This window comes from Rhodococcus sp. AD45-ID, from assembly GCF_003023755.1.
Classification (GTDB): domain Bacteria; phylum Actinomycetota; class Actinomycetes; order Mycobacteriales; family Mycobacteriaceae; genus Rhodococcus_F; species Rhodococcus_F globerula.
In genome coordinates this window covers 562980-585677 of record NZ_PYHL01000001.1, presented here as the reverse complement: position 1 = coordinate 585677, position 22698 = coordinate 562980, and the positions used below count along the sequence as shown (strand labels likewise).

At 62.5% G+C, this 22698-nt stretch carries 20 protein-coding genes; 14 read left to right on the top strand and 6 right to left on the bottom strand.

Annotation, left to right across the window (positions count from 1 at the left end; all coding sequences use genetic code 11):
* The first annotated feature begins 101 nt into the window (after window positions 1-101).
* The 7 genes from tmk to secA all read left to right on the top strand — a co-directional run bounded on the left by tmk (window position 102) and on the right by secA (window position 9802).
* The gene (gene tmk, locus C7T36_RS02675) at window positions 102-818 is read left to right on the top strand and encodes a dTMP kinase (protein ID WP_084703034.1); all 717 of its coding nucleotides are present in this window, start codon (window positions 102-104) and stop codon (window positions 816-818) included.
* Between the two features lie 216 nt (window positions 819-1034).
* Window positions 1035-1712, top strand: coding sequence for an MtrAB system response regulator MtrA (gene mtrA / locus C7T36_RS02670; protein ID WP_033231194.1), 678 nt, complete (start codon window positions 1035-1037; stop codon window positions 1710-1712).
* Window positions 1709-3448 (top strand): MtrAB system histidine kinase MtrB, encoded by a 1740-nt coding sequence (gene mtrB, locus C7T36_RS02665; RefSeq protein WP_179300734.1) that lies wholly within the window; start codon window positions 1709-1711, stop codon window positions 3446-3448. Before mtrA ends, mtrB begins: the two co-directional genes overlap by 4 nt.
* Window positions 3448-5220 (top strand): MtrAB system accessory lipoprotein LpqB, encoded by a 1773-nt coding sequence (gene lpqB, locus C7T36_RS02660; protein ID WP_045070570.1) that lies wholly within the window; start codon window positions 3448-3450, stop codon window positions 5218-5220. Before mtrB ends, lpqB begins: the two co-directional genes overlap by 1 nt.
* Window positions 5221-5275: 55 nt before the next feature.
* Window positions 5276-5977, top strand: coding sequence for a ComF family protein (locus tag C7T36_RS02655; RefSeq protein WP_045070568.1), 702 nt, complete (start codon window positions 5276-5278; stop codon window positions 5975-5977).
* Between the two features lie 174 nt (window positions 5978-6151).
* A complete protein-coding gene (gene hpf, locus C7T36_RS02650) occupies window positions 6152-6832 on the top strand; it encodes a ribosome hibernation-promoting factor, HPF/YfiA family (RefSeq protein WP_045070565.1) in 681 nt (226 codons plus the stop codon).
* Window positions 6833-6964: 132 nt separating this feature from the next.
* Window positions 6965-9802: a preprotein translocase subunit SecA gene (gene secA / locus C7T36_RS02645; RefSeq protein ID WP_045070563.1), complete on the top strand. Its 2838-nt coding sequence runs from the start codon at window positions 6965-6967 to the stop codon at window positions 9800-9802.
* Between the two features lie 41 nt (window positions 9803-9843).
* Here the strand turns inward: secA and C7T36_RS02640 are convergent, their stop codons facing one another.
* Window positions 9844-10383: an Rv3235 family protein gene (locus tag C7T36_RS02640; RefSeq protein ID WP_045070560.1), complete on the bottom strand. Its 540-nt coding sequence runs from the start codon at window positions 10381-10383 to the stop codon at window positions 9844-9846.
* Between the two features lie 111 nt (window positions 10384-10494).
* Between C7T36_RS02640 and C7T36_RS02635 the strand changes: the two genes are divergently transcribed.
* The 6 genes from C7T36_RS02635 (at window position 10495) to C7T36_RS02610 (ending at window position 16760) form a co-directional block, all read left to right on the top strand.
* Window positions 10495-10941 (top strand): HAD-IA family hydrolase, encoded by a 447-nt coding sequence (locus tag C7T36_RS02635; protein WP_045070558.1) that lies wholly within the window; start codon window positions 10495-10497, stop codon window positions 10939-10941.
* Window positions 10935-12344 (top strand): wax ester/triacylglycerol synthase family O-acyltransferase, encoded by a 1410-nt coding sequence (locus C7T36_RS02630; RefSeq protein ID WP_045070556.1) that lies wholly within the window; start codon window positions 10935-10937, stop codon window positions 12342-12344. The genes C7T36_RS02635 and C7T36_RS02630 overlap by 7 nt, the downstream gene beginning before the upstream one ends.
* Before the next feature lie 41 nt (window positions 12345-12385).
* A complete protein-coding gene (locus C7T36_RS02625; RefSeq protein WP_033231187.1) occupies window positions 12386-12880 on the top strand; it encodes a DUF6912 family protein in 495 nt (164 codons plus the stop codon).
* 117 nt (window positions 12881-12997) lie between these two features.
* Window positions 12998-14116: a ferredoxin reductase gene (locus tag C7T36_RS02620; protein WP_033231186.1), complete on the top strand. Its 1119-nt coding sequence runs from the start codon at window positions 12998-13000 to the stop codon at window positions 14114-14116.
* A 24-nt stretch (window positions 14117-14140) separates the two neighbouring features.
* Window positions 14141-15403: an acyl-CoA desaturase gene (locus tag C7T36_RS02615; RefSeq protein WP_033231185.1), complete on the top strand. Its 1263-nt coding sequence runs from the start codon at window positions 14141-14143 to the stop codon at window positions 15401-15403.
* Between the two features lie 115 nt (window positions 15404-15518).
* Window positions 15519-16760, top strand: a complete 1242-nt coding sequence (locus C7T36_RS02610; protein WP_033231184.1) for a fatty acid desaturase — start codon at window positions 15519-15521, stop codon at window positions 16758-16760.
* Between the two features lie 55 nt (window positions 16761-16815).
* Here the strand turns inward: C7T36_RS02610 and rsgA are convergent, their stop codons facing one another.
* Both rsgA and aroA read right to left on the bottom strand, forming a co-directional pair.
* Window positions 16816-17847 (bottom strand): ribosome small subunit-dependent GTPase A, encoded by a 1032-nt coding sequence (gene rsgA / locus C7T36_RS02605; RefSeq protein WP_045070554.1) that lies wholly within the window; start codon window positions 17845-17847, stop codon window positions 16816-16818.
* Window positions 17802-19109 carry a 3-phosphoshikimate 1-carboxyvinyltransferase gene (gene aroA, locus C7T36_RS02600; RefSeq protein WP_045070553.1) on the bottom strand — a complete coding sequence of 436 codons (1308 nt, stop codon included), beginning with the start codon at window positions 19107-19109 and terminating at the stop codon, window positions 17802-17804. The genes rsgA and aroA overlap by 46 nt, the downstream gene beginning before the upstream one ends.
* A 49-nt stretch (window positions 19110-19158) precedes the next feature.
* On the opposite strand from aroA, the gene C7T36_RS02595 reads away from it, so the two are divergent.
* Complete coding sequence (locus tag C7T36_RS02595) at window positions 19159-19911, top strand: SOS response-associated peptidase (RefSeq protein ID WP_045070552.1); 753 nt, start codon at window positions 19159-19161, stop codon at window positions 19909-19911.
* Between the two features lie 58 nt (window positions 19912-19969).
* Here the strand turns inward: C7T36_RS02595 and C7T36_RS02590 are convergent, their stop codons facing one another.
* The 3 genes from C7T36_RS02590 to C7T36_RS02580 are packed head-to-tail and all read right to left on the bottom strand — an operon-like array spanning window position 19970 to window position 22538.
* Window positions 19970-20689, bottom strand: coding sequence for an SIMPL domain-containing protein (locus C7T36_RS02590; RefSeq protein WP_045070551.1), 720 nt, complete (start codon window positions 20687-20689; stop codon window positions 19970-19972).
* 45 nt (window positions 20690-20734) lie between these two features.
* A complete protein-coding gene (locus C7T36_RS02585; protein ID WP_181317461.1) occupies window positions 20735-21298 on the bottom strand; it encodes a class F sortase in 564 nt (187 codons plus the stop codon).
* 25 nt (window positions 21299-21323) lie between these two features.
* Entirely contained in the window at window positions 21324-22538 is a 1215-nt protein-coding gene (locus tag C7T36_RS02580) for a hypothetical protein (RefSeq protein ID WP_146153422.1), read from the bottom strand.
* Window positions 22539-22698: the final 160 nt, after the last annotated feature.

Below are 22698 nucleotides of genomic sequence, written 5' to 3'. Positions count from 1 at the left end.
GGCACAGTCTGCTACTACGAGTATTGGATCGGGAATGGTGTGCCTCCGGCGTGTTCGTTAGCTGGTTTGATTGCGGATACTAGTCGGGTGTTGGTGCATATGTGAGGGTTCTGCCGAACGGTGCTGACGGGGGCACGCGATGCGCGGGATACTCTTGGCGGGTGCGAATAGTAGAGGGATCCTTGGTGGCTGTCGAAGGTGTCGACGGCGCTGGTACGACCACGTTGATCAGTGGCCTAGTTGAGTGGCTCAGGATCAGGTCAGTGGGTGTCGAGCCAACGCACGAGCCGTCCTCGGGGCCGATCGGCGCGGTGATTCGTCAGGCCATCGATCAGCGACTGAAGTTCAGTAGCGAAATACTTGCGCTGTTGTTTGCAGCGGACCGACTAGACCACCTCGAAAATCCGGTGAACGGGATGCTGGGCGAACTGTCGAAGGGAAACTGGGTCGTAACTGACCGGTACGTGGCTTCATCATTTGCTTATCAGGGCGAGGCAGGAGGTGAGGAGGCGTTCCAGTGGCTCTCCGCGCTGAATCGGCACATCAGGCAACCCGATCTTACGATCTTCGTTGATACCGATATTGATGTGTGTTTGGAACGAATCGCGAAGAGGAGCGGCCGCGACGAACTCTTTCACCGCAGGGAGGCACTGGTAGCCGCGCGTGACCGTTATTTGCGGGTGCTGGCCGAACTTGATGTAACTGGACAAGTCTTGGTGGTGGACGGCAACCGGAGTCGCCGTGAGGTGTTGGCAGATGTTGCGGAGCGAAGTCAAGTGTGGACACGGCTTGTGTGTGCCTATCTTGACAAGCGATAGCCTTTGCAGCGGTGGGTCGCTGGCGTACGCTCCACCAGCCAGCGACGCCCTGGCACGTAATCGGTCCGGATCTCGCCCGCAAACTGGTCGATTTCGGGTGATGCGTCACGATAGCCACCCGATTCGGAAGTTTCCGGCACAGTAGAGGGAACACGCGGCACGCCGCACAGTCACGTAACGGTCTTAATTACGACTCGAAGATGCAACGATAGGGATATGAAACCAAGGATTCTGGTTGTCGACGACGACACGGCACTCGCCGAGATGCTCACGATCGTGCTGCGGGGTGAGGGTTTTGATCCCTACGTGGTAGGCGACGGAACTCTTGCACTTGCTGCGGTGCGCGAGACTCGGCCCGACCTTGTCTTGCTCGATCTGATGCTGCCCGGCATGAACGGCATCGACGTATGTCGGGTCCTGCGTGCGGATTCCGGCGTTCCCATCGTGATGTTGACCGCGAAGACCGACACCGTGGACGTTGTCCTCGGCCTCGAGTCCGGCGCGGACGACTACATCATGAAGCCGTTCAAGCCCAAGGAACTCGTCGCCCGGGTTCGCGCTCGCCTGCGTCGGACCGAGGAAGAACCGGCGGAACTGCTGAGTATTGCCGACATCGTGATCGACGTGCCGGCGCACAAGGTCAGCCGCGGCGGCGAGCAGATTTCGCTCACACCCCTCGAATTCGATCTCCTCGTCGCTCTTGCGCGCAAGCCCAGGCAGGTGTTCACCCGTGAGGTGCTCCTCGAACAGGTGTGGGGTTACCGTCACGCCGCTGACACCCGCCTGGTCAACGTCCACGTCCAGCGTCTGCGCGCCAAGGTCGAAACCGATCCCGAGAATCCCGAAGTGGTTTTGACGGTGAGGGGTGTCGGCTACAAGGCCGGACCGCCGTGACCGGTGGCGTTTCCCGTTGGCGTCGCCGCCTCAATCGGTGGCTGACGCCTTTTCTCCGGTGGTGCCACTCACTGAGTAACACCCTCGCCCACACGTGGCGACGATCGCTGCAATTGCGGGTTGTCGTCTCCACGTTGTCGTTGTCGCTGATTGTGATCGTGATCCTCGGTGTTGTGCTCACGAGCCAGATCACCGACCGACTGCTCGAAGCGAAGATCACCGCCGCCACGGAGGAGATGGATCGCGCCCGAGGCGTCGTCGAAGATCAGTTGGCCGGCGTCGACGGCAGTGCAGCCCTCAAAGACCAACTCGAGAGTGCGGCGTCAAGTTTGACGAGCCGCAATCAGGCGGGCGGTCAAGCATCGGGTTCTGCGGGCACCTTCGATCCCGCGCTGATCGTCGAGCAGGACGGGCCCCGAGATCCGGTGTTTGCCGGGCCGGCTGATCAGATCCCCGACAACTTGCGTGAGTTCGTTCACAACGGACAGATCGCCTACCAGTTCGCAACGGTCTCGGATCCCGAAGGGTATTCCGGCCCGGCCTTGATCATCGGCAGTCCCACGGCGTCGTCGATCTCCGGCCTCGAGTTGTATCTCGTGTTCCCACTTGCCAGTGAGGATCGCAGCCTGTCGCTGGTCCGCAGCACCCTGTTGATCGGTGGCGCTGTCCTACTGGTCCTGTTGGCAGCGATTTCTCTGCTCGTCGCGCGGCAGGTAGTGCTGCCGATCCGATCGGCGTCGAGGATCGCGGTGCGCTTCGCCGACGGCCGACTCAAGGAACGTATGCCGGTTCGCGGTGAGGACGACATGGCTCGTCTCGCAATGTCTTTCAACGAAATGGCGGAGAGCCTGTCGAAGCAGATCACCCAGCTCGAGGAGTTCGGCAATCTGCAGAAACGCTTCACATCGGATGTCAGCCACGAACTGCGCACCCCGCTCACCACAGTGCGGATGGCCGCGGACCTCATCCACGACGGCAGCGAGAGCCTCGATCCGATACTCCGCCGCTCGTCGGAACTGCTTGTTGCCGAACTCGACCGGTTCGAAGGTCTGCTGGCCGATCTGCTCGAGATTTCCCGGCACGACGCCGGCGTTGCGGAACTTGCGTCCGAGCAACTCGACGTCCGGATGTGTGCGCGGGCCGCGGTGTCCACCGTCCGCCACCTCGCCCGTGAATCCGGCACCGAATTGATAGTCGACATGCCAGACGATCCGGTGATCGCCGACGTCGATCCGCGGCGAGTCGAACGGGTCCTGCGGAACCTACTCGCCAACGCCATCGATCACGGAGAAGGAAAACCCATCCTGCTGCGCTTGCGAGCCGACGACGACGCTCTGGCCTTCATCGTTCGTGACAGTGGTGTCGGGCTGCGTCCCGGCGAGGAGAAACTTGTGTTCAACCGCTTCTGGCGATCCGATCCGTCGAGGGTCCGTCGTAGCGGCGGCACAGGTCTCGGCTTGGCGATCAGCGTCGAGGACGCCAATCTGCACGACGGCAAACTCGAAGCCTGGGGTGAGCCCGGTGTCGGCGCGTGCTTCCGTCTGACGTTGCCGCGAGTGCGCGGCAAGAAGCTGGTGTCCAGCCCGCTACCGCTGAAGCCGACGACGGCCAAGTTCGTGCGCACACCCTCCAATGCGGACATCGTCGCCGAAGAGGTCGGTGAGGTCACGTCGTCGATTCCGACGCCGCACGAGACCGAATCACGAACCGGCTCGCAAGGGGGTGAGCGTTCGTGATGCAGCGATACCGCCGTGGTCTCTTGGCGCTGAGCTTGAGCGCGCTGCTGTTGACCGGTGCGTGCGCGAGCTTGCCTGCCTCGTCGTCGCCGCAGGCGATCGGGACGCTTGCCACTGTGGCGCCGGGGACTCCCGTTGCTCCGCCGGCCTCGGGGCGTGAGCCCGATTTGTTGGTGCGGGACTTCGTGAAAGCGAGCACCGAACCCGCGAACCGGCACCTCGCGGCACGGCAGTACCTGACTCCCGAGATGTCCGCAAAATGGGACGACGCAGCAAGCGCCATCATCGTCGACAAGGTCGACACGCTCTCGGAGTCGCGGACCGATCAGGAAGCGATCTCCACGATTCGAGTCAACAAGGTCGGGCGTCTCGAAGCCGGGGGAATCTACGTTCCCGAGGACGGCAGTTACGAAGCCAAGATGACGCTGACTCTGGTCGACGGCGAGTGGCGGATCAGCGATCTTCCTTCGGGTGTGATCATGGAGCGCGCGGCGTTCCTCGGTGCGTACCAACGGAAGTCGTTGTACTTTCCGGATCCCAGCGGACAGACCATGGTTCCGGATCTGCGGTGGATATCGGGTTCCCAGGACCAGATGACATCGCAGTTGGTCGGCCTGCTGATCGAGGGGCCCAAGCAGGCGCTCGCGTCGGCGGTCCGCAACGAACTGGGCGCAGGCGTCGCGGTGATCGGGCCCATCACGAAGGCCGACGGTCGATCCGGTCAGGTGGGAGTCGGTCTCGGGGGCATCCGCATCGATTTCCGGATCGGTCAGTCGATGGACCCCGAAACTCGCGCTTTGTTTGCCGCCCAGATCATCTGGACATTGGCCGGCGCCGACATCGCCGGACCCTACGTTTTGCTGGTGGACGGGGCGCCTTTGGACGCAGCGCATCCGGAAGGCTGGACAACGGCCGACGTCGCCTCCACGAATCCGCTGGCGACGACCGGTGCGACTGTCGGGTTGCACGCCCTACGCGACGGTTCACTGGTCAGTGTCGGTGAACAAGCGGTCACACCCGTGCCCGGATTTGCCGGAACTGCAGGCAATCTTGCGTCTGTTGCGCTCTCTCGCGACGGCAAGACCGTCGCCGCAGTGGCGGATACCGCGAATCCTGATCCTGCAAAACGATTTTCGCTGACACTCGGTCCATACACCGAAGGTGCAGCCCCGGTCCTCGACGCCCCGGTGATCACCAGGCCGACGTGGGAAATCGACAACAACACGATCTGGGCGGCGGTGAACGGCAACACCGTGGTGCGCGTGGTTCGCGAGCCCACTACCGGTCGGACGTCGGTCATGAACGTGGACGTGGGCGCTTTGATCCCACTGGGATCGAACATTACCGAGCTGCGCCTGTCCCGCGACGGAGTTCGAGCGGCGATGATCATCGACGGCAAGGTGTACCTGGCGACCGTGGTCCGCCTGCCCAGCGGCGTTTTCGCGTTGACCAGTCCGCGGGCTGTGGCTCCGGGATTGGGCAGCACAGCGCTCTCACTCGACTGGAGCAACAGCGACACCATTGTGATCGCACGCAACAACTCCGATGTACCCGTTGTGCAGGTCGCGATCGACGGTTCTCGAATGGACTCGTTGCCCCGGGGCAATCTCACGGCGCCGGTGGTGTCCGTCGACGCGTCGCCCACCACCGAGTACGTTGCCGATGCCCGAGCAGTTTTCCAGTTGAACAACAACGATCCCGCGGGCGACAGGTTGTGGCGTGAGGTGCCTGGATTGACGGGGCAGAGGGCGATTCCGGTACTGCCCGGCTGAGTTTCCCGGTGGTGCACGGGGGTTGCTGTCGGTGGGCGGATGCACACTGACAGGCATGGGGGTCGGCGGTTTTCGGACATGGAGCAGTATCGGTGGGGCAGCGCTCGATCTGGTGTTGCCGCGTGAGTGTGGGGGATGCGGACGGATCGGTGTGCAATGGTGCGAGGACTGCGTCGCCATGCTTCGCGATCATCCGATCCGGCTCACACCTCGAGTCGATCCCGGCGCGCCGGCGTGGGCGCTCGGTCCATACAGTGGCGCGAGACGGCGCAGTGTGATCGAGATCAAGGAGCGCGGCCGACGCGACCTCGCGGCGCCTTTGGGAGTCGCTGTGGCCGAAGCGTTGACGCATCTGGCGCGGTGGGGTGAGCTCCACCATCCGACGCGTCGGACTTTGGTCCTGATCCCGGCCCCGTCCCGTTCGCGCGCCGCTCGTTCGCGCGGCGGGGATCCGGTCCGCCGCATTGCTCATGCGGCCTGTGAGGTCTTGCCGCCGCGCCGTGCCGAAGTTCATTCGGCATTGGCCATGACGCGTGGCGTCCGCGATTCCGTCGGGTTGTCTGCCGCTGCTCGGGCCACCAACGTTGCCGAGAAAATCGTCGTGACACGCGCGGGGGCCGGATTGGTGGATCGAGACGTCGACGTAGTGCTCCTCGATGACGTGCTGACGACGGGAGCGACTGCGGCAGAATCGATTCGGGTGCTCGCGAGGATCGGAATCCGGACAACTCTCGTGCTCGTTGTTGCCGGTGTGTAAATGAATTTCGGGCTAACAGTGGCACTCGCGCGGATTACGTACTAGCGTCGGCGGCACACCCGAAAACAGGTGGGAGGTGGTACTTCAATCCTGATGCCGGGCGGATCCCCTCTCGGTACTTGAAGAACTTGCCGCCGCTCAAACACTGAGCGGGGCCGTAATTGGGAGGTACGAGTGACGACCCCTTCGCAAGCCTCGTTTTTCATCGAGGACGCCACGACCGAGCGTTCCACGCAAACCACCGTTCCGAAGTCCGACATCGTCGTCAAGGGACGCAATGTCGAGATACCCGATCACTTCCGAGTTTATGTTTCGGACAAGCTGGCGCGACTGGAACACTTCGACCCCTCCATATTCCACTTCGACGTGGAACTTCAGCACGAACGTAATCGACGTCAGTCCAAGAACTGCCAGCGAGTCGAGATCACGGCCCGCGGCAAAGGACCGGTAGCGCGAGCAGAAGCCGCCGCAGACAGCTTCTATGCCGCATTCGAATCGGTGATCGACAAACTCGAGAGCCGCCTCCGTCGAACCAAGGACCGCAAGAAGGTCCATTACGGTGACAAGCGACCGCTGTCCGTCGCCGAGGCAACCGCCTCGCTAGTCGACGCAGACTCACTCGGTGCCACGCCCGATACTTCGCTGAACGGTCAAGAACCGGACGAATACGACGGCCCGGGCCGCGTGGTCCGCACCAAGGATCACCCAGCCGAGCCGATGAACATCGACGACGCTCTCTACGAGATGGAACTGGTCGGTCACGACTTCTTCCTCTTCCATGACAAGGAGTCCGACAAGCCGTCCGTCGTCTACCGTCGGCACGCATTCGACTACGGCCTGATCCGCCTGACGTGACCGATCTGTAGGTGGGTTGCCTCGCAACCTCGAGTTAGCGCCTACCATGGAATCCGGCCGGAGTTTTCGGACCCCGGCCGGATTTTTACTGTGTCACCCATTTGTTGCCGAAGATTGAGGACGAACAAGACTGTGCCGTCGCTGTCGCTATCGAAGCTGCTCCGTGTTGGTGAAGGTCGCATGGTCAAGCGCCTCAAGCACATTGCTGAGCATGTCGAATCACTGTCGCCCGAGGTAGAAGGCCTGACAGACGATCAACTCAAGGCCAAGACCGACGAGTTCCGCGAGCGTTACGCCGCTGGTGAGACGCTGGACGAGTTGCTGCCCGAGGCCTTTTCCGTCGCGCGTGAAGCGTCGTGGCGAGTCATCGACCAGAAGCACTTCCACGTGCAGATCATGGGTGGCGCGGCACTCCACTTCGGCAATGTCGCGGAGATGAAGACCGGTGAGGGCAAGACCCTGACCTGTGTGTTGCCGGCCTATCTCAATGCCATCGCGGGTGACGGTGTTCACGTCGTCACGGTCAACGACTACCTCGCCAAGCGCGACTCCGAGTGGATGGGCCGTGTTCACCGCTCGCTCGGACTCGAAACCAGCGTGATCCTCTCGGGTATGACGCCGGCCGAGCGTCGAGTCGCGTATGCAGCCGACATCACGTACGGCACCAACAACGAGTTCGGGTTCGACTACCTGCGTGACAACATGACGCACTCGCTGGACGATCTGGTCCAGCGTGGACATGCGTTTGCCATCGTGGACGAGGTCGACTCCATCCTGATCGACGAGGCCCGCACGCCGCTGATCATCTCGGGTCCGGCCGACGGCTCCAGCAAGTGGTACAGCGAGTTCGCACGTATCGCGCCGCTCCTGAAGAAGGACGTCCACTACGAGGTGGACATCCGCAAGCGCACCATCGGTGTCCACGAGGCCGGCGTCGAACTCGTCGAGGATCAGCTCGGCATCGACAACCTGTACGAGGCCGCGAACTCGCCGCTGGTGAGCTACTTGAACAACGCCATCAAGGCCAAAGAGCTCTACACCAAGGACAAGGACTACATCGTCCGCGACGGTGAAGTCATCATCGTCGACGAGTTCACCGGCCGCGTGCTGGTCGGCCGTCGATACAACGAGGGCATGCACCAGGCAATCGAGGCCAAGGAAAAGGTCGAGATCAAGGCTGAGAACCAGACCCTCGCCACGATCACCCTGCAGAACTACTTCCGTCTGTACGAAAAATTGTCCGGCATGACGGGTACCGCCGAGACCGAGGCCGCGGAGCTGCACCAGACGTACACCCTCGGTGTTATTCCGATCCCGACCAACCGCCCTATGATCCGTGTCGACAACGGCGACCTCATCTACAAGACCGAGGAAGCCAAGTTCGACGCAGTGGTCGACGACGTCGTCGAGCGTCACGAGAACGGTCAGCCGGTTCTGATCGGTACCACCAGCGTCGAACGCTCGGAGTACCTGTCCAAGCAGTTCACCAAGCGCGGAGTGGCGCACAACGTCCTCAACGCCAAGTTCCACGAAAAGGAAGCGACGATCATCGCCGAGGCCGGTCGTTCCGGTGCGGTGACTGTTGCCACCAACATGGCTGGTCGTGGTACCGACGTGGTGCTGGGCGGTAACCCGGACATCATCGCCGACATCGCACTGCGCAAGAACGGCCTCGACCCGGTCACCACGCCGGAAGAGTACGAAGCCGCGTGGGACGACGTCCTGAACCGCGTCAAGGAAGATGTCAAGGCCGACGCCGAGAAGGTTCGCGATGCCGGTGGCCTGTACGTGCTTGGCACCGAACGCCATGAATCGCGTCGTATCGACAACCAGCTTCGCGGCCGTTCCGGACGCCAGGGCGACCCGGGAGAATCCAGGTTCTACCTCTCGCTCGGTGACGAGCTCATGCGCCGATTCAACGGTTCCGCACTCGAGTCGATCATGACGCGCCTCAATCTTCCGGACGACGTTCCGATCGAAGCCAAGATGGTCTCCAAGGCCATCAAGAGCGCGCAGACTCAGGTCGAGCAGCAGAACTTCGAGATTCGCAAGAACGTCCTCAAGTACGACGAGGTCATGAATCAGCAGCGCACCGTGATCTACAAGGAACGCCGCCAGATCCTCGAAGGTGAGGATATGGAGGGCCAGGTCGAGCAGATGATCACCGACGTGGTCACCGCGTACGTCGACGGCGCGACTGCTGAAGGATATGTCGAGGACTGGGATCTCGAGCAGCTGTGGACGGCACTCAAGACCCTCTACCCGGTGGGTATCGACTACAAGGCTCTCGTGGGCGAGGACGGTGGGATCACCAGCGACCTCACCCGTGAGGAACTGCGCACCGCCCTGCTCGACGACGCACATGCCGCGTACAAGAAGCGTGAAGCCGAAATCGACGCGATTGCCGGCGAGAACGGAATGCGCGAACTCGAGCGCCGGGTATTCCTGTCCGTGCTCGACCGCAAGTGGCGTGAACACCTCTACGAGATGGACTACCTCAAGGAAGGTATCGGCCTGCGCGCGATGGCGCAGCGTGACCCGTTGGTCGAGTACCAGCGCGAGGGCTACGACATGTTCATCGGCATGCTCGACGGCTTGAAGGAGGAGTCCGTCGGATTCCTCTTCAACCTTCAGGTCGAAGCCACTCCTGCGCAACCTTCTTCGGGTATCTCGGTCACGGCCGGTTCCGCTGCCGCGGCGTCCGCGACCGCACCGAAGCCGCTGCCGACGCAGCAAGCGGCGGCAGGTTCCACGGGTACGGCAGCTCCATCGGCCTTGCGCGCCAAGGGACTTGACGACGACGGCCCGTCCAGGCTGACGTACACCGGCCCGGACGAGGACGGGAAGGCAAAGGCCACACGCGATCCGGCTGTCGACGCGGGGGACACTGCGTCGCGTCGTGAGCGTCGTGAAGCCGCTCGCACGCAGGCAAAGGGCAACCGCGCACCCAAGTCCAAGCGCAAGCGCTGATTCTCAGGCGCTGACCTTTCCGCCCGACAAAGGCTGGATGCTCACACCACGTGTAGTGAGGTGACCATCCAGCCTTTGTTGTCGGTGTTCTCGATCCTGGCGGCAATCGCAAAGGTTCGTGGGCCGCGTCGAAAGGTCGCGCACACTTCGGCGGCGTGGGGCGAGGCGGTGTTCACGTGTGTGCGGTGGGTTCGAGCGGCGCCGAGTCCGCGCGTCGGATCATGCGAAATGGAAAGGCGCTGAACAAGTTCCATCACCGTTGGAGACAGTACTGATTTGAGGTGTGCGGGACTTCGTCGTTGGTCGAGGACTTCGAGGACAAGGCGCAGAGACGTGTTCCAGAAGACATCGGCACCGGGTGCGACGGGCTCGGCAGTGAGGCTGGATTGCCCCGATGTTCCACTGTGCCCTGATGTTCCACTGTGCCCGGATGTTCCACTGTGTGGTGTTCTGCGTGCGGTGCCCAGCACTCGTTCGGTTCGGGCAGACGGTCGCCTGATCATCAGGGAATCGGCAGGCGGTTCGCACTGCGGCGCGGGTTGGAGAAAGCGTTGTGGTGTGTGGAGTTGGTCGATGGTCATGATGTATCCCCCGGATATTTTTTGCATCGCTCCCCCGAACGATGGTGAGAAGTATGACACGAACCCCTACAGATGTCGCAGAGATCACGGCCGCACCCTAATGTAATTCTGGTGCGGGGACTTCTGTTGGATGTGGGTGGCGTGCTGTTCGGTCCGGGGTCCGACCTGGACGGTCTCAGCGCGGTGGTTCGGCGGGCTCGTAGCGCGGGCATCGCGACGGGAATCGTGAGCAACGACCCGGGCGGAGCGGACGCCCAGTGGCTCCGTGACCTCGGCGACGGGGTGTTGGTGGACGACGTCGTGCTCTCCGGTGACGTCGGCATGGCAAAGCCGGATGCCGATATCTACCTTCTGGCCGCAACACGGTTGGGTCTGCGTCCGGCGGACTGCGTGTTTGTCGACGACCTCGAGGTGAATGTTCGAGGCGCCGTCGACGTCGGAATGGTGGGTGTCCATCACTACGACGCGGCCGACACGATCGAGGAGTTGTCGATCCTGCTCGATGTGGACGGTGCGCCGAGTCTTGGAGACATGTCGGCGGGTGATCAATCATGGTGAACAGATTGACGACTCAGGACGCAGCCTTCTACTTCCTCGAAGCCGGTAGCACTCCGATGCACGTCGGTTCGTTGGGGATCTTCCGGCAGCCGGGTACCGGGATCGATCACAACGAATTGCTGCGGCTTGTCGAAGAGCGACTCAGTCTGGTGCCGCGGTACCGGCAGAAGGTCCGGGAAGTTGTTCTGGGTCTGGCACGTCCGGTGTGGGTCGACGATCGAGATTTCGACATCACGTACCACGTGCGTAGGTCGGCCCTTCCGAAACCGGGATCGGCCGAACAGTTGAACGATCTGATCGCGCGCCTCATTTCCCGGCCGCTGGACAACACCCGGCCGCTGTGGGAGATGTACCTCGTCGAGGGGCTGGCGGACGACAGGTTTGCCATCTTCACAAAATCGCATTCCGCTTTGGTCGACGGTGAAACCGCGCTCGAGATCAGTCAGGTCTTGTTCGATCCGCAGGAGAAGCGTCAGCCTGGCGCAGAAGAGTTGTGGATGCCTGCCCCACCGCCCAGTGATCTGAATCTGCTCATCGGTGCGCTCGCTGATCTGGTGACGAGTCCGGGTGAAGGGGTGGCTCGCGCGAGGGCCGCGTTGGGCGACGTGACGACGTCGATGACGGAGGCGGTCAGTGCTGTCGGCAAGATTGCCGCAGTGGTGCGTACGGCCGCGCAGGTCGCCCCTAACAATCCACTCAACGCGCCGATCACGCGCAGTCGACGATTATCCGTCGCCAAGACTCCGCTCGACGACTACCGACGGATTCGGGCGAAGTACGGGTGCGAGATCAACGACGTGATCCTCACGGTGGTCGCCGGGGCATTGCGGAACTGGCTGTTGTCGCGGGGGGAGCCCGTTACCGAGGCGAGCGTTGTCCGCGCGCTGGTGCCGATGTCCGTGTACATCGACGGGCCGGACAACCCGGACGTCGAAGACCCGCAGGCACCCGGCCACGTGTCGTCGTTCCTGATCGACCTGCCGGTGGGGGAGCCCAATGCTGTCGTCCGGTTGTCGCACGTCGCGCATGCAACGGAAGCTTTCGCGCGTCAGGGCCGTCGGGTGACCGCTCAGACCATGGTGAAGATGTCCGGGTTCGCGCCCGCCACACTCCATGCGATGAGTGCGCGCGCGGCCAGCAGTCTTTCACAGCGCATGTTCAACCTCATGATCACCAACGCGCCGGGTCCGCAGTTTCCGCTGTACATCGGTGGCGCGCGGATGGAGGAGATGTATCCGGTCTCGCCATTGCTGAAGAATCAGACACTCAGTATTGCCTTGACGTCGTATGACGGGAATGTCTACTACGGTTTGAATGCCGACCGTGACGCGATGTCGGACGTCGACGTGGTGCGTTCGTTGCTCTTCGAGTCTCTCGAGGAGTTGACCGACGCCAGTCGGTAGGTGTTTCTCGCGCGTCGTGACAGTCCAACGAAGGTGGTCTCATGAGGGTGTACGTACCGGCAACTGTGGAAATTCTGCAGCGTTTGGTTGCCGATCAGGAGTTCGACGCGATGAGCCGGACTGCGTTTGCCGTCACTCCGGCACTGCGTGAGGCCTATGCGGCCGGGGACGACGACGAGTTGGCGGAAGTCGCGATGAGTGAGGCGGCGCGGGCGTCGTTGCGCTTGATTGCCGGCGCTGACGGACCGGTGACGTTCCGGCGTGCGGTGGTTGCCGCGGATGTTGACGACGCGAAGTTGCGTCCGGATCTCGATGACGCGGTAGTCCGCTTGGCCGGCCCGGTCACGATGGCGCAGGTCGCGTCCGTTCATGTTGATCTTGCGCAAGCCGAACCCGATATCGAGCGGGCGGCGGCGATTGTCGATGCTGCCGATCTCGGCGACACGGATGCCGAGTTCACCCTCGGTGACGCGGAAGATCACGAGTTGGCGTGGTACGCGGCGCAAGAGTTGCCGTTCCTGCTCGACCTGCTCTGAAATCGGACACCCGCTGTCCTTACTATGAAGTAACCTACGGTACCGTAACCTGATAACCTACGATAGCGTAGGCATAGGTAGTGCGGGTGAGCATTGCAGGTGAGAGGTGGAGGTCTGATGGGTCTGAAGGACTGGATCGAGGCACCGGCAGCGTCGGTAGTTCCGGCAGCGCGGTCGAAGCTCAATTTGCTGCGCGGTGCCGCAGCGCGATTGACCACACCTCTCTTGCCTGACGACTACCTTCATCTGGCAAATCCGTTGTGGTCGGCGCGCGAACTGCGCGGCCGGATCGTCGAGGTTCGACCGGAAACTCAGGATTCCGCGACGATCGTGATCAAGCCGGGTTGGGGTTTCGACTTCAATTACCAGCCGGGGCAGTACATCGGTATCGGCTTGCACATCGACGGGCGATGGCATTGGCGGTCGTACTCGTTGACGTCGCCGCCCAACTGGGAGAACAAGAAGATCTCCATCGCGGTGAAGGCGATGCCCGAGGGTTTCCTTTCGAGCCACCTGGTCAGCGGAGCTGTTCCGTCCGGCACGATCGTCCGTCTGGCCACGCCGGCCGGTAACTTCGCGTTGCCGGACCCGCCGCCGGAGAAGGTCCTGTTCATCACCGCCGGCAGCGGAATCACGCCTGTCATGGGCATGCTGCGCACGATGAATCGTCGAGGGCAGTTGCCCGACGTCATGCACGTGCACTCCGCTCCCACGGAATCCGATGTCATGTTCGCGGACGAACTGACGGCACTACATGCCGAGCACGAGGATTTTGTCAGCCACATTCAGCTGACGCGCCGCGACGGAAAGTTCAAGCTCAGTTCACTCGATCAGGTGTGCCCGGATTGGCGTGAGCGTCACACCTGGGCCTGTGGACCCCTGCCGTTGCTCGACGAGATCGACGACGTGTGGAAGGCCGAGGGGATCGAAGACCGCCTGCACATGGAGCGGTTTGCGGTGTCGAGGATCGATGCGTCCGCAGACGGCGGCACCGTCACGTTCGAGAAGTCGGGAAAGACCGTCACGGTGGACGGTGCGACAACACTTCTCGAAGCCGGGGAACAGTCCGGCGCTCTGATGCCTTTCGGTTGCCGAATGGGCATTTGCCAGACTTGTGTTGTACCTCTCGTTTCCGGTCATGCAATCGACCTACGCTCGGGAAAGCAGCATGTCGAGGGTGAACGCATCCAGACATGCATTTCCGCCGCGGCGGGCGACTGTACGCTGGACGCATAGCTTCTAGGCACACGGAGGACAACGGTGGCAATCACCGACATCAAAGAGTTTTCGCACCTCACCGCAGCTGATGTCGAAGCGCTCGGGCGTGAACTGGACCAGATTCGACTCGATGTCGAAGACTCTCGTGGAATCCGGGATGCTCGCTATATTCGTCGGGTCATTCGCGTCCAGCGCGCCTTGGAACTCGGCGGTCGTATCGCCCTGTTCGGTAGCAAGTACCGTCCCGCCTGGTTGGCGGGCACGGCGCTGCTGAGTATCTCGAAGATCATCGAGAACATGGAACTCGGGCACAACGTGATGCACGGGCAGTGGGACTGGATGAACGATCCGGAGATTCATTCTTGTTCGTGGGAATGGGATCAGACGGGCCCGTCCGAGCACTGGAAACGTGCCCACAACTACCAGCATCACACGTACACCAATGTTGTCGGGATGGACGAGGATCTTGGCTTCGGGATCCTGCGGATGACGCGGGACGAGGCGTGGAAGCCGATCAATCTTCTGCAGCCGATTGCCAATGTCATTCTTGCGGCGACGTTCGAGTGGGGCATCGCCCTGCATGACCTGACTGCGGCTTCCGAGTTGGAAGGTGCTGCGAAGGGGCAGCTGAACTCCCAGGCCAACAAGGATTTTGCACGCAAGATCGTCCGACAGGTCGGCAAGGATTTTGTGGTGTTCCCCTTGCTGACCGGGCCCGCGTGGAAATCGACGCTGACGGCTAATGCGACGGCAAATCTCGTTCGTAACCTCTGGGCGTACGTGGTCATCTTCTGCGGCCATTTTCCCGATGGTGCGGAAAAGTTCACCGTCGCAGAGTTCGAGCAGGAAACACGTCACGAGTGGTACCTGCGTCAGATGCTCGGTAGCGCCAACTTCAATTCCGGAAAGCTCATGGGGTTCATGAGCGGCAACCTGAGTTACCAGATCGAGCATCACGTCTTCCCGGATCTGCCGAGTAATCGCTATCCGGAGATTGCTGTGAAGATGCGTGCGCTGTGCGAGAAGTTCGATCTTCCGTACACGACAGGTTCGTTGTTCAAGCAGTATCTGCTTGCGCTTCGCACCATTCACAAGCTGGCCCTGCCGGACAAGTGGTTGATCGCGACCTCGGACAATGCGCCGGAGACTTCCTCGGAGCTGCGGTTCCGGGAGCCGGGACTCAAGGGTGCTGCGATGGCGATGGTCGACGATCTGCGTACCGATTCGGTGACCGGCAAGCGCTTGGGTCTGTTGACGGCTTTGAAGTCGCAGGCGCGTTCTCGCCTGCCGAAGCGCAAGAAGTGATATAGATTACATCGAGCAAAAGCTAACCTACGGTGCCGTAACTTACGCTAGAGTAGGTCGTGTTGAATCCGTTCGGCATGAACTTTTCGACAAGAACTCACCGTAGGAGGCCCGCATGGCGATTGCAGACGTCAAGGAATATGCGCATCTCACCGAAGCCGACGTTGAAGCGCTCGGTCGTGAACTCGATGCGATCCGTCGCGACATAGAGGATTCGCGTGGCGAGAAAGACGCACGCTACGTCCGTAACGTCATTCGTCTTCAGCGGACCCTCGAGGTCAGTGGTCGCGCTATCCTGTTCGCCAGCCGCAAGCGCCCGGCGTGGCTGCTCGGCACCGGCGTTCTCGGTGTCGCGAAGATCATCGAGAACATGGAACTCGGCCACAACGTCATGCACGGGCAGTGGGACTGGATGAACGATCCGGAAATCCACTCGAGCTCGTGGGAGTGGGACGTCACCGGCCCGTCGGCGCACTGGAAGCAGACCCACAACTTCCTGCACCACAAGTACACCAACGTCCTCGGCATGGACGACGACGTCGGATACGGACTGCTCCGCGTCACCCGCGACCAGCGATGGAAGCCGTTCAATGCCGGCAACCTCGTGTACAACACCCTGCTTGCGCTCTTCTTCGAGTGGGGCATCGCCGCGCAGCATCTCGAACTCGGCAAGGTGGCCAAGGGCCGCGCGGACATGGACGACACGCGTCGTAAACTGCGTGAGGTCGGCGAGAAGGTCGGCAAGCAACTGGTCAAGGACTACGTCGTCTACCCGGCACTCACGGGACCGGCATGGAAGAGCACTCTCAGTGCGAATTTCACCGCGAACATCATTCGCAATCTGTGGACCAACGCCATCATCTTCTGCGGGCATTTCCCGGACGGCGCCGAGAAGTTCACCAAGGCAGACATCGACGGCGAATCGCAGGCGCAGTGGTACCTGCGTCAGATGCTCGGTAGCGCCAACATCGAGGGCAGCAAGCTGATGGACTTCATGTCCGGCAACCTCAGCTACCAGATCGAGCATCACCTGTTCCCCGACCTGCCGAGCAACCGGTACCCGGCCATCGCGGTCAAGGTTCGTGAGCTCACCGACAAGTACGACTTGCCTTACACGACCGGGCCTTTCCTGGTGCAGTACGCCAAGTCGTGGCGCACCATCGCCAAGTTGTCGCTGCCAAACAAGTACCTCAAGGACACCGTCGACAATGCGCCGGAAACGGCATCCGAGTTGATGTTCGACGGCAACGCCGCCTCGAGCGTCGATCCGGTCACCGGCCGTCGTCGTGGACTCAAGAGCGCCATAGCGCAAAAGCGTAAGAGCGGAAAGCTGCGGAGCCTGCTCGGCTTGCGCTGATCAACTACCGAAAAAGCCCAGACACCGAAATCGGTGTCTGGGCTTTTCTCGTTGGTCAGTACTGGTCGTTGGATTTGATGGCCTCGAGGAGTTGCCGCACGGCAATCACACGACGGGCCGATTTTCCTTCGAGAAGATCCAGCTTGCACTCCGGGTCCGCGGGCGGGCCGAGGTGCGTGCATCCGCGAGGGCAATCCTCGATCTGTGCCGCGAGGTCGGAGAAAGCGGCTACAACATTCTCCGGTGAAATGTGGGCCAAGCCGAACGATCGGATGCCCGGCGTGTCGATCACCCAACCTCCCTCGGCGAGGGGGAGGGCCACAGACTGCGTCGACGTGTGCCGTCCCTTGCCGACGCCCGAGACGATGCCGACGGCTCGATTGGCGTCGGGGACAAGGCGATTCACCAACGTCGACTTACCGACGCCCGAGTGCCCGATCAGGGCCGTCAACTTGTCGTGCAGGATGGCAGTGAGTTCGTCCAGCGGATCGTCACGACCGGCCACGACCACTTGGATGTCGAGGTCGGCGAAGGTGCTGGCGAACTCCTCCGGCGGTTCGAGGTCGCTCTTGGTGAGGCACACGATCGGCGTGAGACCGCCCACATATGCCGCGACCAGGGCGCGCTCGACAAATCCGGTGCGCGGCGGCGGATCAGCCAAGGCAACCACGATCAGTAACTGCTGCGCGTTGGCGACCACGATGCGCTCGAACGGATCCGTATCGTCAGCGGTGCGTCGTAGCACGGTCGAACGCTCGGAGACCCGGACGATGCGAGCGAGGGTGTCGGTCTTGCCAGACAGATCGCCGACGATGTCCACCTGATCACCGACGACGATGGGCGTGCGGCCCAGTTCACGGGCGCGCATCGTCACGATCAGCCGGTCGGGATCGCCGCCGAGGACGCAACCCCACCGGCCACGATCCTTCGAGACCACCATCCCCGACTCGGCAGAGAGATGCTCAGGGCGGGTCTTGGTGCGTGGGCGTGATCCGCGACCGGGGCGGACCCGGACGTCGGACTCGTCGTACTGCCGCGGACTCAGAAGCTTGCCTTTCGCGCGGAGGGTGCCAGCATGTCTGTCCACATGTTCTCGAAGCCCGGCAGCGTCTTGGCCGTGGTTGCGACGTCGTCGACCTCCACGCCGTCGACGACCAGGCCGATGATCGCGCCGGCCGTGGCCATGCGATGGTCTGCGTACGAGAGCCATTGCCCACCATGCAGTTTCGCGGGGACAATGGTCAGGCCGTCATCGGTTTCGGTGACGGACCCGCCCAGCTTGTTGATCTCGTCCGCCAGTGCCGCCAGTCGATCCGTCTCGTGGCCCCGCAGGTGTGCGATGCCGCGCAGATGAGACGTTCCCTCTGCCAGCGCGGCGAGCGCCGCAACCGTCGGGGTGAGTTCACCGACGTCGTGCAGGTCGATGTCGATGCCGCGCAACGTTTCGGGACCTCGCACCGTAAGGATGCCGTCGGCGAGGGTGACCTCGGCTCCCATCGAGGCGAGAATATCGCGGATCGCGTCGCCGGGCTGCGTTGTCGACGACGGCCACAACGGCACGCTGACGGTACCGCCGGTAACAGCCGCTGCTGCCAGGAATGGTGTGGCATTCGACAGATCGGGTTCGATGACCCAGTCGATAGCGCGCACCGGTCCGGGTTCGACCCGCCAGGTGTCGGCGTCGCCGCCCGTGGCCGGAGTCGTGACGGACACTCCGGCTTCGCGCAGCATCTCGACGGTCATGTCGATGTGTGGCATCGACGGAACCGGCTTGCCGGTGTGGTGCACGGTGACGCCCTGCTCGAACGCTGCGGCCGAGAGCAGCAGGCCTGAGACGAACTGTGACGAACCGGATGCGTCGATGGTGACGGTTCCGCCGCGCAGCGACCCGGTTCCGGTCACGGTGAACGGCAGAGCGTCGCCGTCGATCTGCGCGCCCAGGCCTCGCAGAGCATCGAGGATAGTGCCGAGTGGCCGCGTCCGGGCCTGCTCGTCGCCGTCGAAACGGACGACGCCGTCAGCCGTTGCAGCCAGGGGCGGGAGGAATCGCATGACGGTACCGGCGAGCCCGCAGTCGACGTCGGCACCGCGCAACGGTCCGGGTGTGACGGCGAGCGTGCTGAGATCGCCCGCTTCCTCGATACCGATCCCGAGGTCACGCAATGCCGCGATCATGAGGTCTGCGTCACGGCTGCGGAGGGCGCCGGTGAGGGTGGACGGACCGTCCGCCAACGCTGCCAGGATCAGGGCTCGGTTGGTGATGGACTTCGATCCGGGCAGTGTCACCACTGCGTCGACCGGCGTTTGGGCTAGAGGGGCGCTCCACAGACTCAGACTCACGAGGTCCATCTTCTCTCATCAGTGGGAGATTGGTCGAAACCGTGCCACCCTGGGTGTCATGTGCGGAAGGTATGCGACCACAGCGGACCCGGCGAGCCTGGCAGTCGAACTCGATGCGATCGACGAGACCGATCACTCGTCAGCCGTCGCCGAGGATTTCAACGTGGCACCGACGACGCCGGTGCTGACGGTTGTCGAGCGCCACGATCGCGAGAACCCCGACAGCGATCCGGCCAAGCGGATTCGGCAGATGCGATGGGGGTTGGTGCCCTCGTGGACGAAAGAACTGGGCAAGGGGCCGGTTCTGTTCAACGCGCGCGCCGATTCCCTGGCGGAGAAACCGGCATTCCGAACGTCATTCAAATACAAGCGCTGTCTCGTCCCGATGGATGGTTGGTACGAGTGGCAGACCGAACCGCAGGGCGGCAAGAAAGCGTCGAAGATCCCGTACTACATGCACCGCGGCGACGGATCGAGGCTGTTCATGGCCGGCGTGTGGTCGGCGTGGCGCGATCCACGGATCGAGAACGCCGATCCGGTTCTGAGCTGTTCGATCGTCACCGTGGACTCGCTCGGCCACCTCGAACAGGTACACGACCGGATGCCACTCGCCCTGCCCCGTGATCGTTGGGACGCCTGGCTCGACCCCGATCACGGCGCGAACCCGTCACTGCTCGAACCGGTGCCCGAACTGTTCTCGGGGATCGAGATCGACCGAGTGAGGCCCCTCGTCAACAGCGTCAAGAACAACGGGCGCGAATTGATCGAGCCGGACGTCGACCGGGCAGGGGAGCAGATCAGTCTGCTCTAGTCGAGCGCCACGTCATTCAAAGCCACGTCATTCAAGGCCACGTCATTCCAAAGCCACGTCATTCCAAGGCCCACGTCACGGTGACCTCGAAGGACACCTGCTGGGTTCCCGGTGCAATGGCCATATCGAGCATCGCGCCACCGGGCGCCCTCATTGTCTGGTCGCCGGTGGTGCCTGGTGCTTCGGTGATCGTGATGACGTTCGACAGCGACGTCCCGGAAAGATCGGCGTATTGCTCCGCGCGGTTCTGTGCGTCCTCGAAGGCCCGAGTCCGAGCGTCGGCGAGCAGCGCCGAATCGTCGTCGATGTCGAAGGCGACGGTATTCAGGCGTGCCGCATCGCCGCCGGCGGCGATCCCCGCATCGAGCACGGCCGACGCTTTACCCAGATCCCGGACGACGACCCGCACCGAGTTGGTCGCGCGGTAACCCGTCACAGTTGCGCCGCTGAAAGGCCCACCGGATCCGTCGTACTGCGGCTGGACGGACAGATCGCTGGTCTGAATGTCTTCGGCAGCTGCACCCGCGGCGACCATCGCGTCGATCATCGCCCGGGCCTTCTCGTTCGCTTGGGATACCGCTCCCGACACATCCGGCGCAACAACCTCGACGCCGATGCCCGCACTGAGAATGTCCGGGGCCCCTCGAACCTCACCTGTTCCGACGACGGTGACCTCCTTGGTCGTGTTGTCGGTACTTGCGCAGGCGGTGAGCGAGATCGCGAGTGCGGCGGCCACTGCAAGCGTTGTCAGGTGTGGTCGGACAGACGTGAGGTTCATGGCCCAGAGGCTAGCGACTCCCACTACGCCGCGTGGTCGAATCCCTCATCGAGCCAGGGCGCCGGTGATCTCGGCGTAGGCAACAAAGTTCTTCGACGACAGCGTTGTTCCGTTCTCCAGGTAGCACGTCACGAGGACGAGCCGTCCAGGCTGTCGAAGGCGTAGTTCCGGCGACTCCTGCGCTTCGCCGAACTTCTCGTACAGCGCAGTCGAACGCACCGTGTACTCGAGTGTGCCGGAATCCGTTTCGATCAGCACCCGGCTGCCGGCCACGATGTCCGGCAGGGTGTCGAACACTGCCGCAGTCCCGGCGCCGGCGTGGCCGATCACGAAAACCGTTCCGTCACTGTCTGTTCCAGGCTCGCTGCGACAGCCGACCCAATACGCGTCCGCCAGGGTCGGTGGATCGAGCACGGGGCAGGCGCCTGCGGGCATCGGGAGCACTGTCGCGTCGATCCCCAGATCGGCGATCGACAACCGTGTCGGCTGGGCCATCGGGACCGACTGCGATTGCAGAGAATCGGCAGGAATCGTGTCGACCGATGTGTGCGCGGCCTCGAGGCGAGCTTGTCCGGAGACCGCGCACCCTGGCAGTAGCAGAAAGAGCATTGCCAGGATCAGGACACGACACCGATCAGTGCTGGTTCGGCGCATTGTTACGGCGCAAAACAAATGCACCCGCGGCGGAGACCAGCAATGCCGCGCCGCCGATTCCGGCGATCAGCACACCGGACGGTCCGGTGGACTCACTTGCCCCGGTCTGGAACACCAGAGCGTCGTCGTAGGCCAGGGGTACAAATGTGCCCTGCGGATCGTCGTAACCGTGGACCTTGTACCCCTCGGGGGTAGTGACCACGTACACCGGTTCCTTCGACGGTCCCGTCGTGGGCGCCGGGGTCCCACCGTCGATCTTCGGGATTCCCACGAGAATCGGGGGAAGAACGATCACCCGAGTGGTGGTTGTGGGAATCGACGTTGCCGACGGTGTCGACACTGCGGAGGACGTGGTGACTCGCGCAGACGTCGTGGTGGTCGGTTCCGTCGTCGTTGGTTCGGTGGTGGTCGGTTCGGTGGTGACCGTGGTGGTGGTCGGTTCTGTGGTCGTTACGTCGGTGGTGGTCGTGACGGGTGTTGTTGTGACGGGGGTTGTCGTCACCGTTGTGGTGGTCACGGGTGTTGTTGTGCTGGTTGTTGTTTCGGGTGTCTTGGGATCGGAGGGCATCGGCGGTTCACCGTGCTCGCCGTAGTGGTAGTTCTGGCCGTCGACCTGCACCCAGGTGATATCGAAGTTTTCCCACCCCGGGAAGTTCGGGTGTGAGGAAATATCGAGCACCCAGGGGGATTGGCCGATGAACTTTTCGGTCCACTGCCCGTTGCCGTCGATGTGTGTCCCCAGTTGCATGGTCTCGCCGGTGTCGGGGTTCGTGATCTTCAGGTTGATGTGCTGGCCCATCGCAGCGCTCTGGCCGTCGGGGTAGTAGACCGTCACGGTTCCGGGAGAGACGGAATATTCGCGCCCACCTGCGGCGATGCCGTCTGTCGGTGTGGTCCATGTCGGGGTCGACTGTGCGGCAACCGACGGCGTTGTTGTGCTTGCCGAGGGGGTTGTGGTCGCTGCCGTTGTGGTCTCCGAAGTTGCCGACGACGTTGCTGGAGTTGTTGCTGGCGTGGACTCGGAAGGCGTTGCCGACTCGGTGGTGGAGGGTGACTCGGCGGTTGTCTGCGCCGTTGTCGCCTCGCCGTTGTCGCCATCTGTTGCCGCTGCCGGAGCCGCAGCCGCGAATGCGGTGAAACTGGCGACGGCTACTGCTGCTGCGTAGATCTTGGTACGTCCGCGCTGATTGTTCACGACAGTATGGCCTTTCGGTCCCGAAAGCGGCGGCGCACAGGCTCGGATGGACGCACGGCACAGCAAGGCCGGGCAGGTCGAATCGAAGAGTGTGCCGATGGCGGTGGGTAGTTGATCAATCCTTCAATTACTAGGTAACTCGATGGTCGCTATGTCCGTC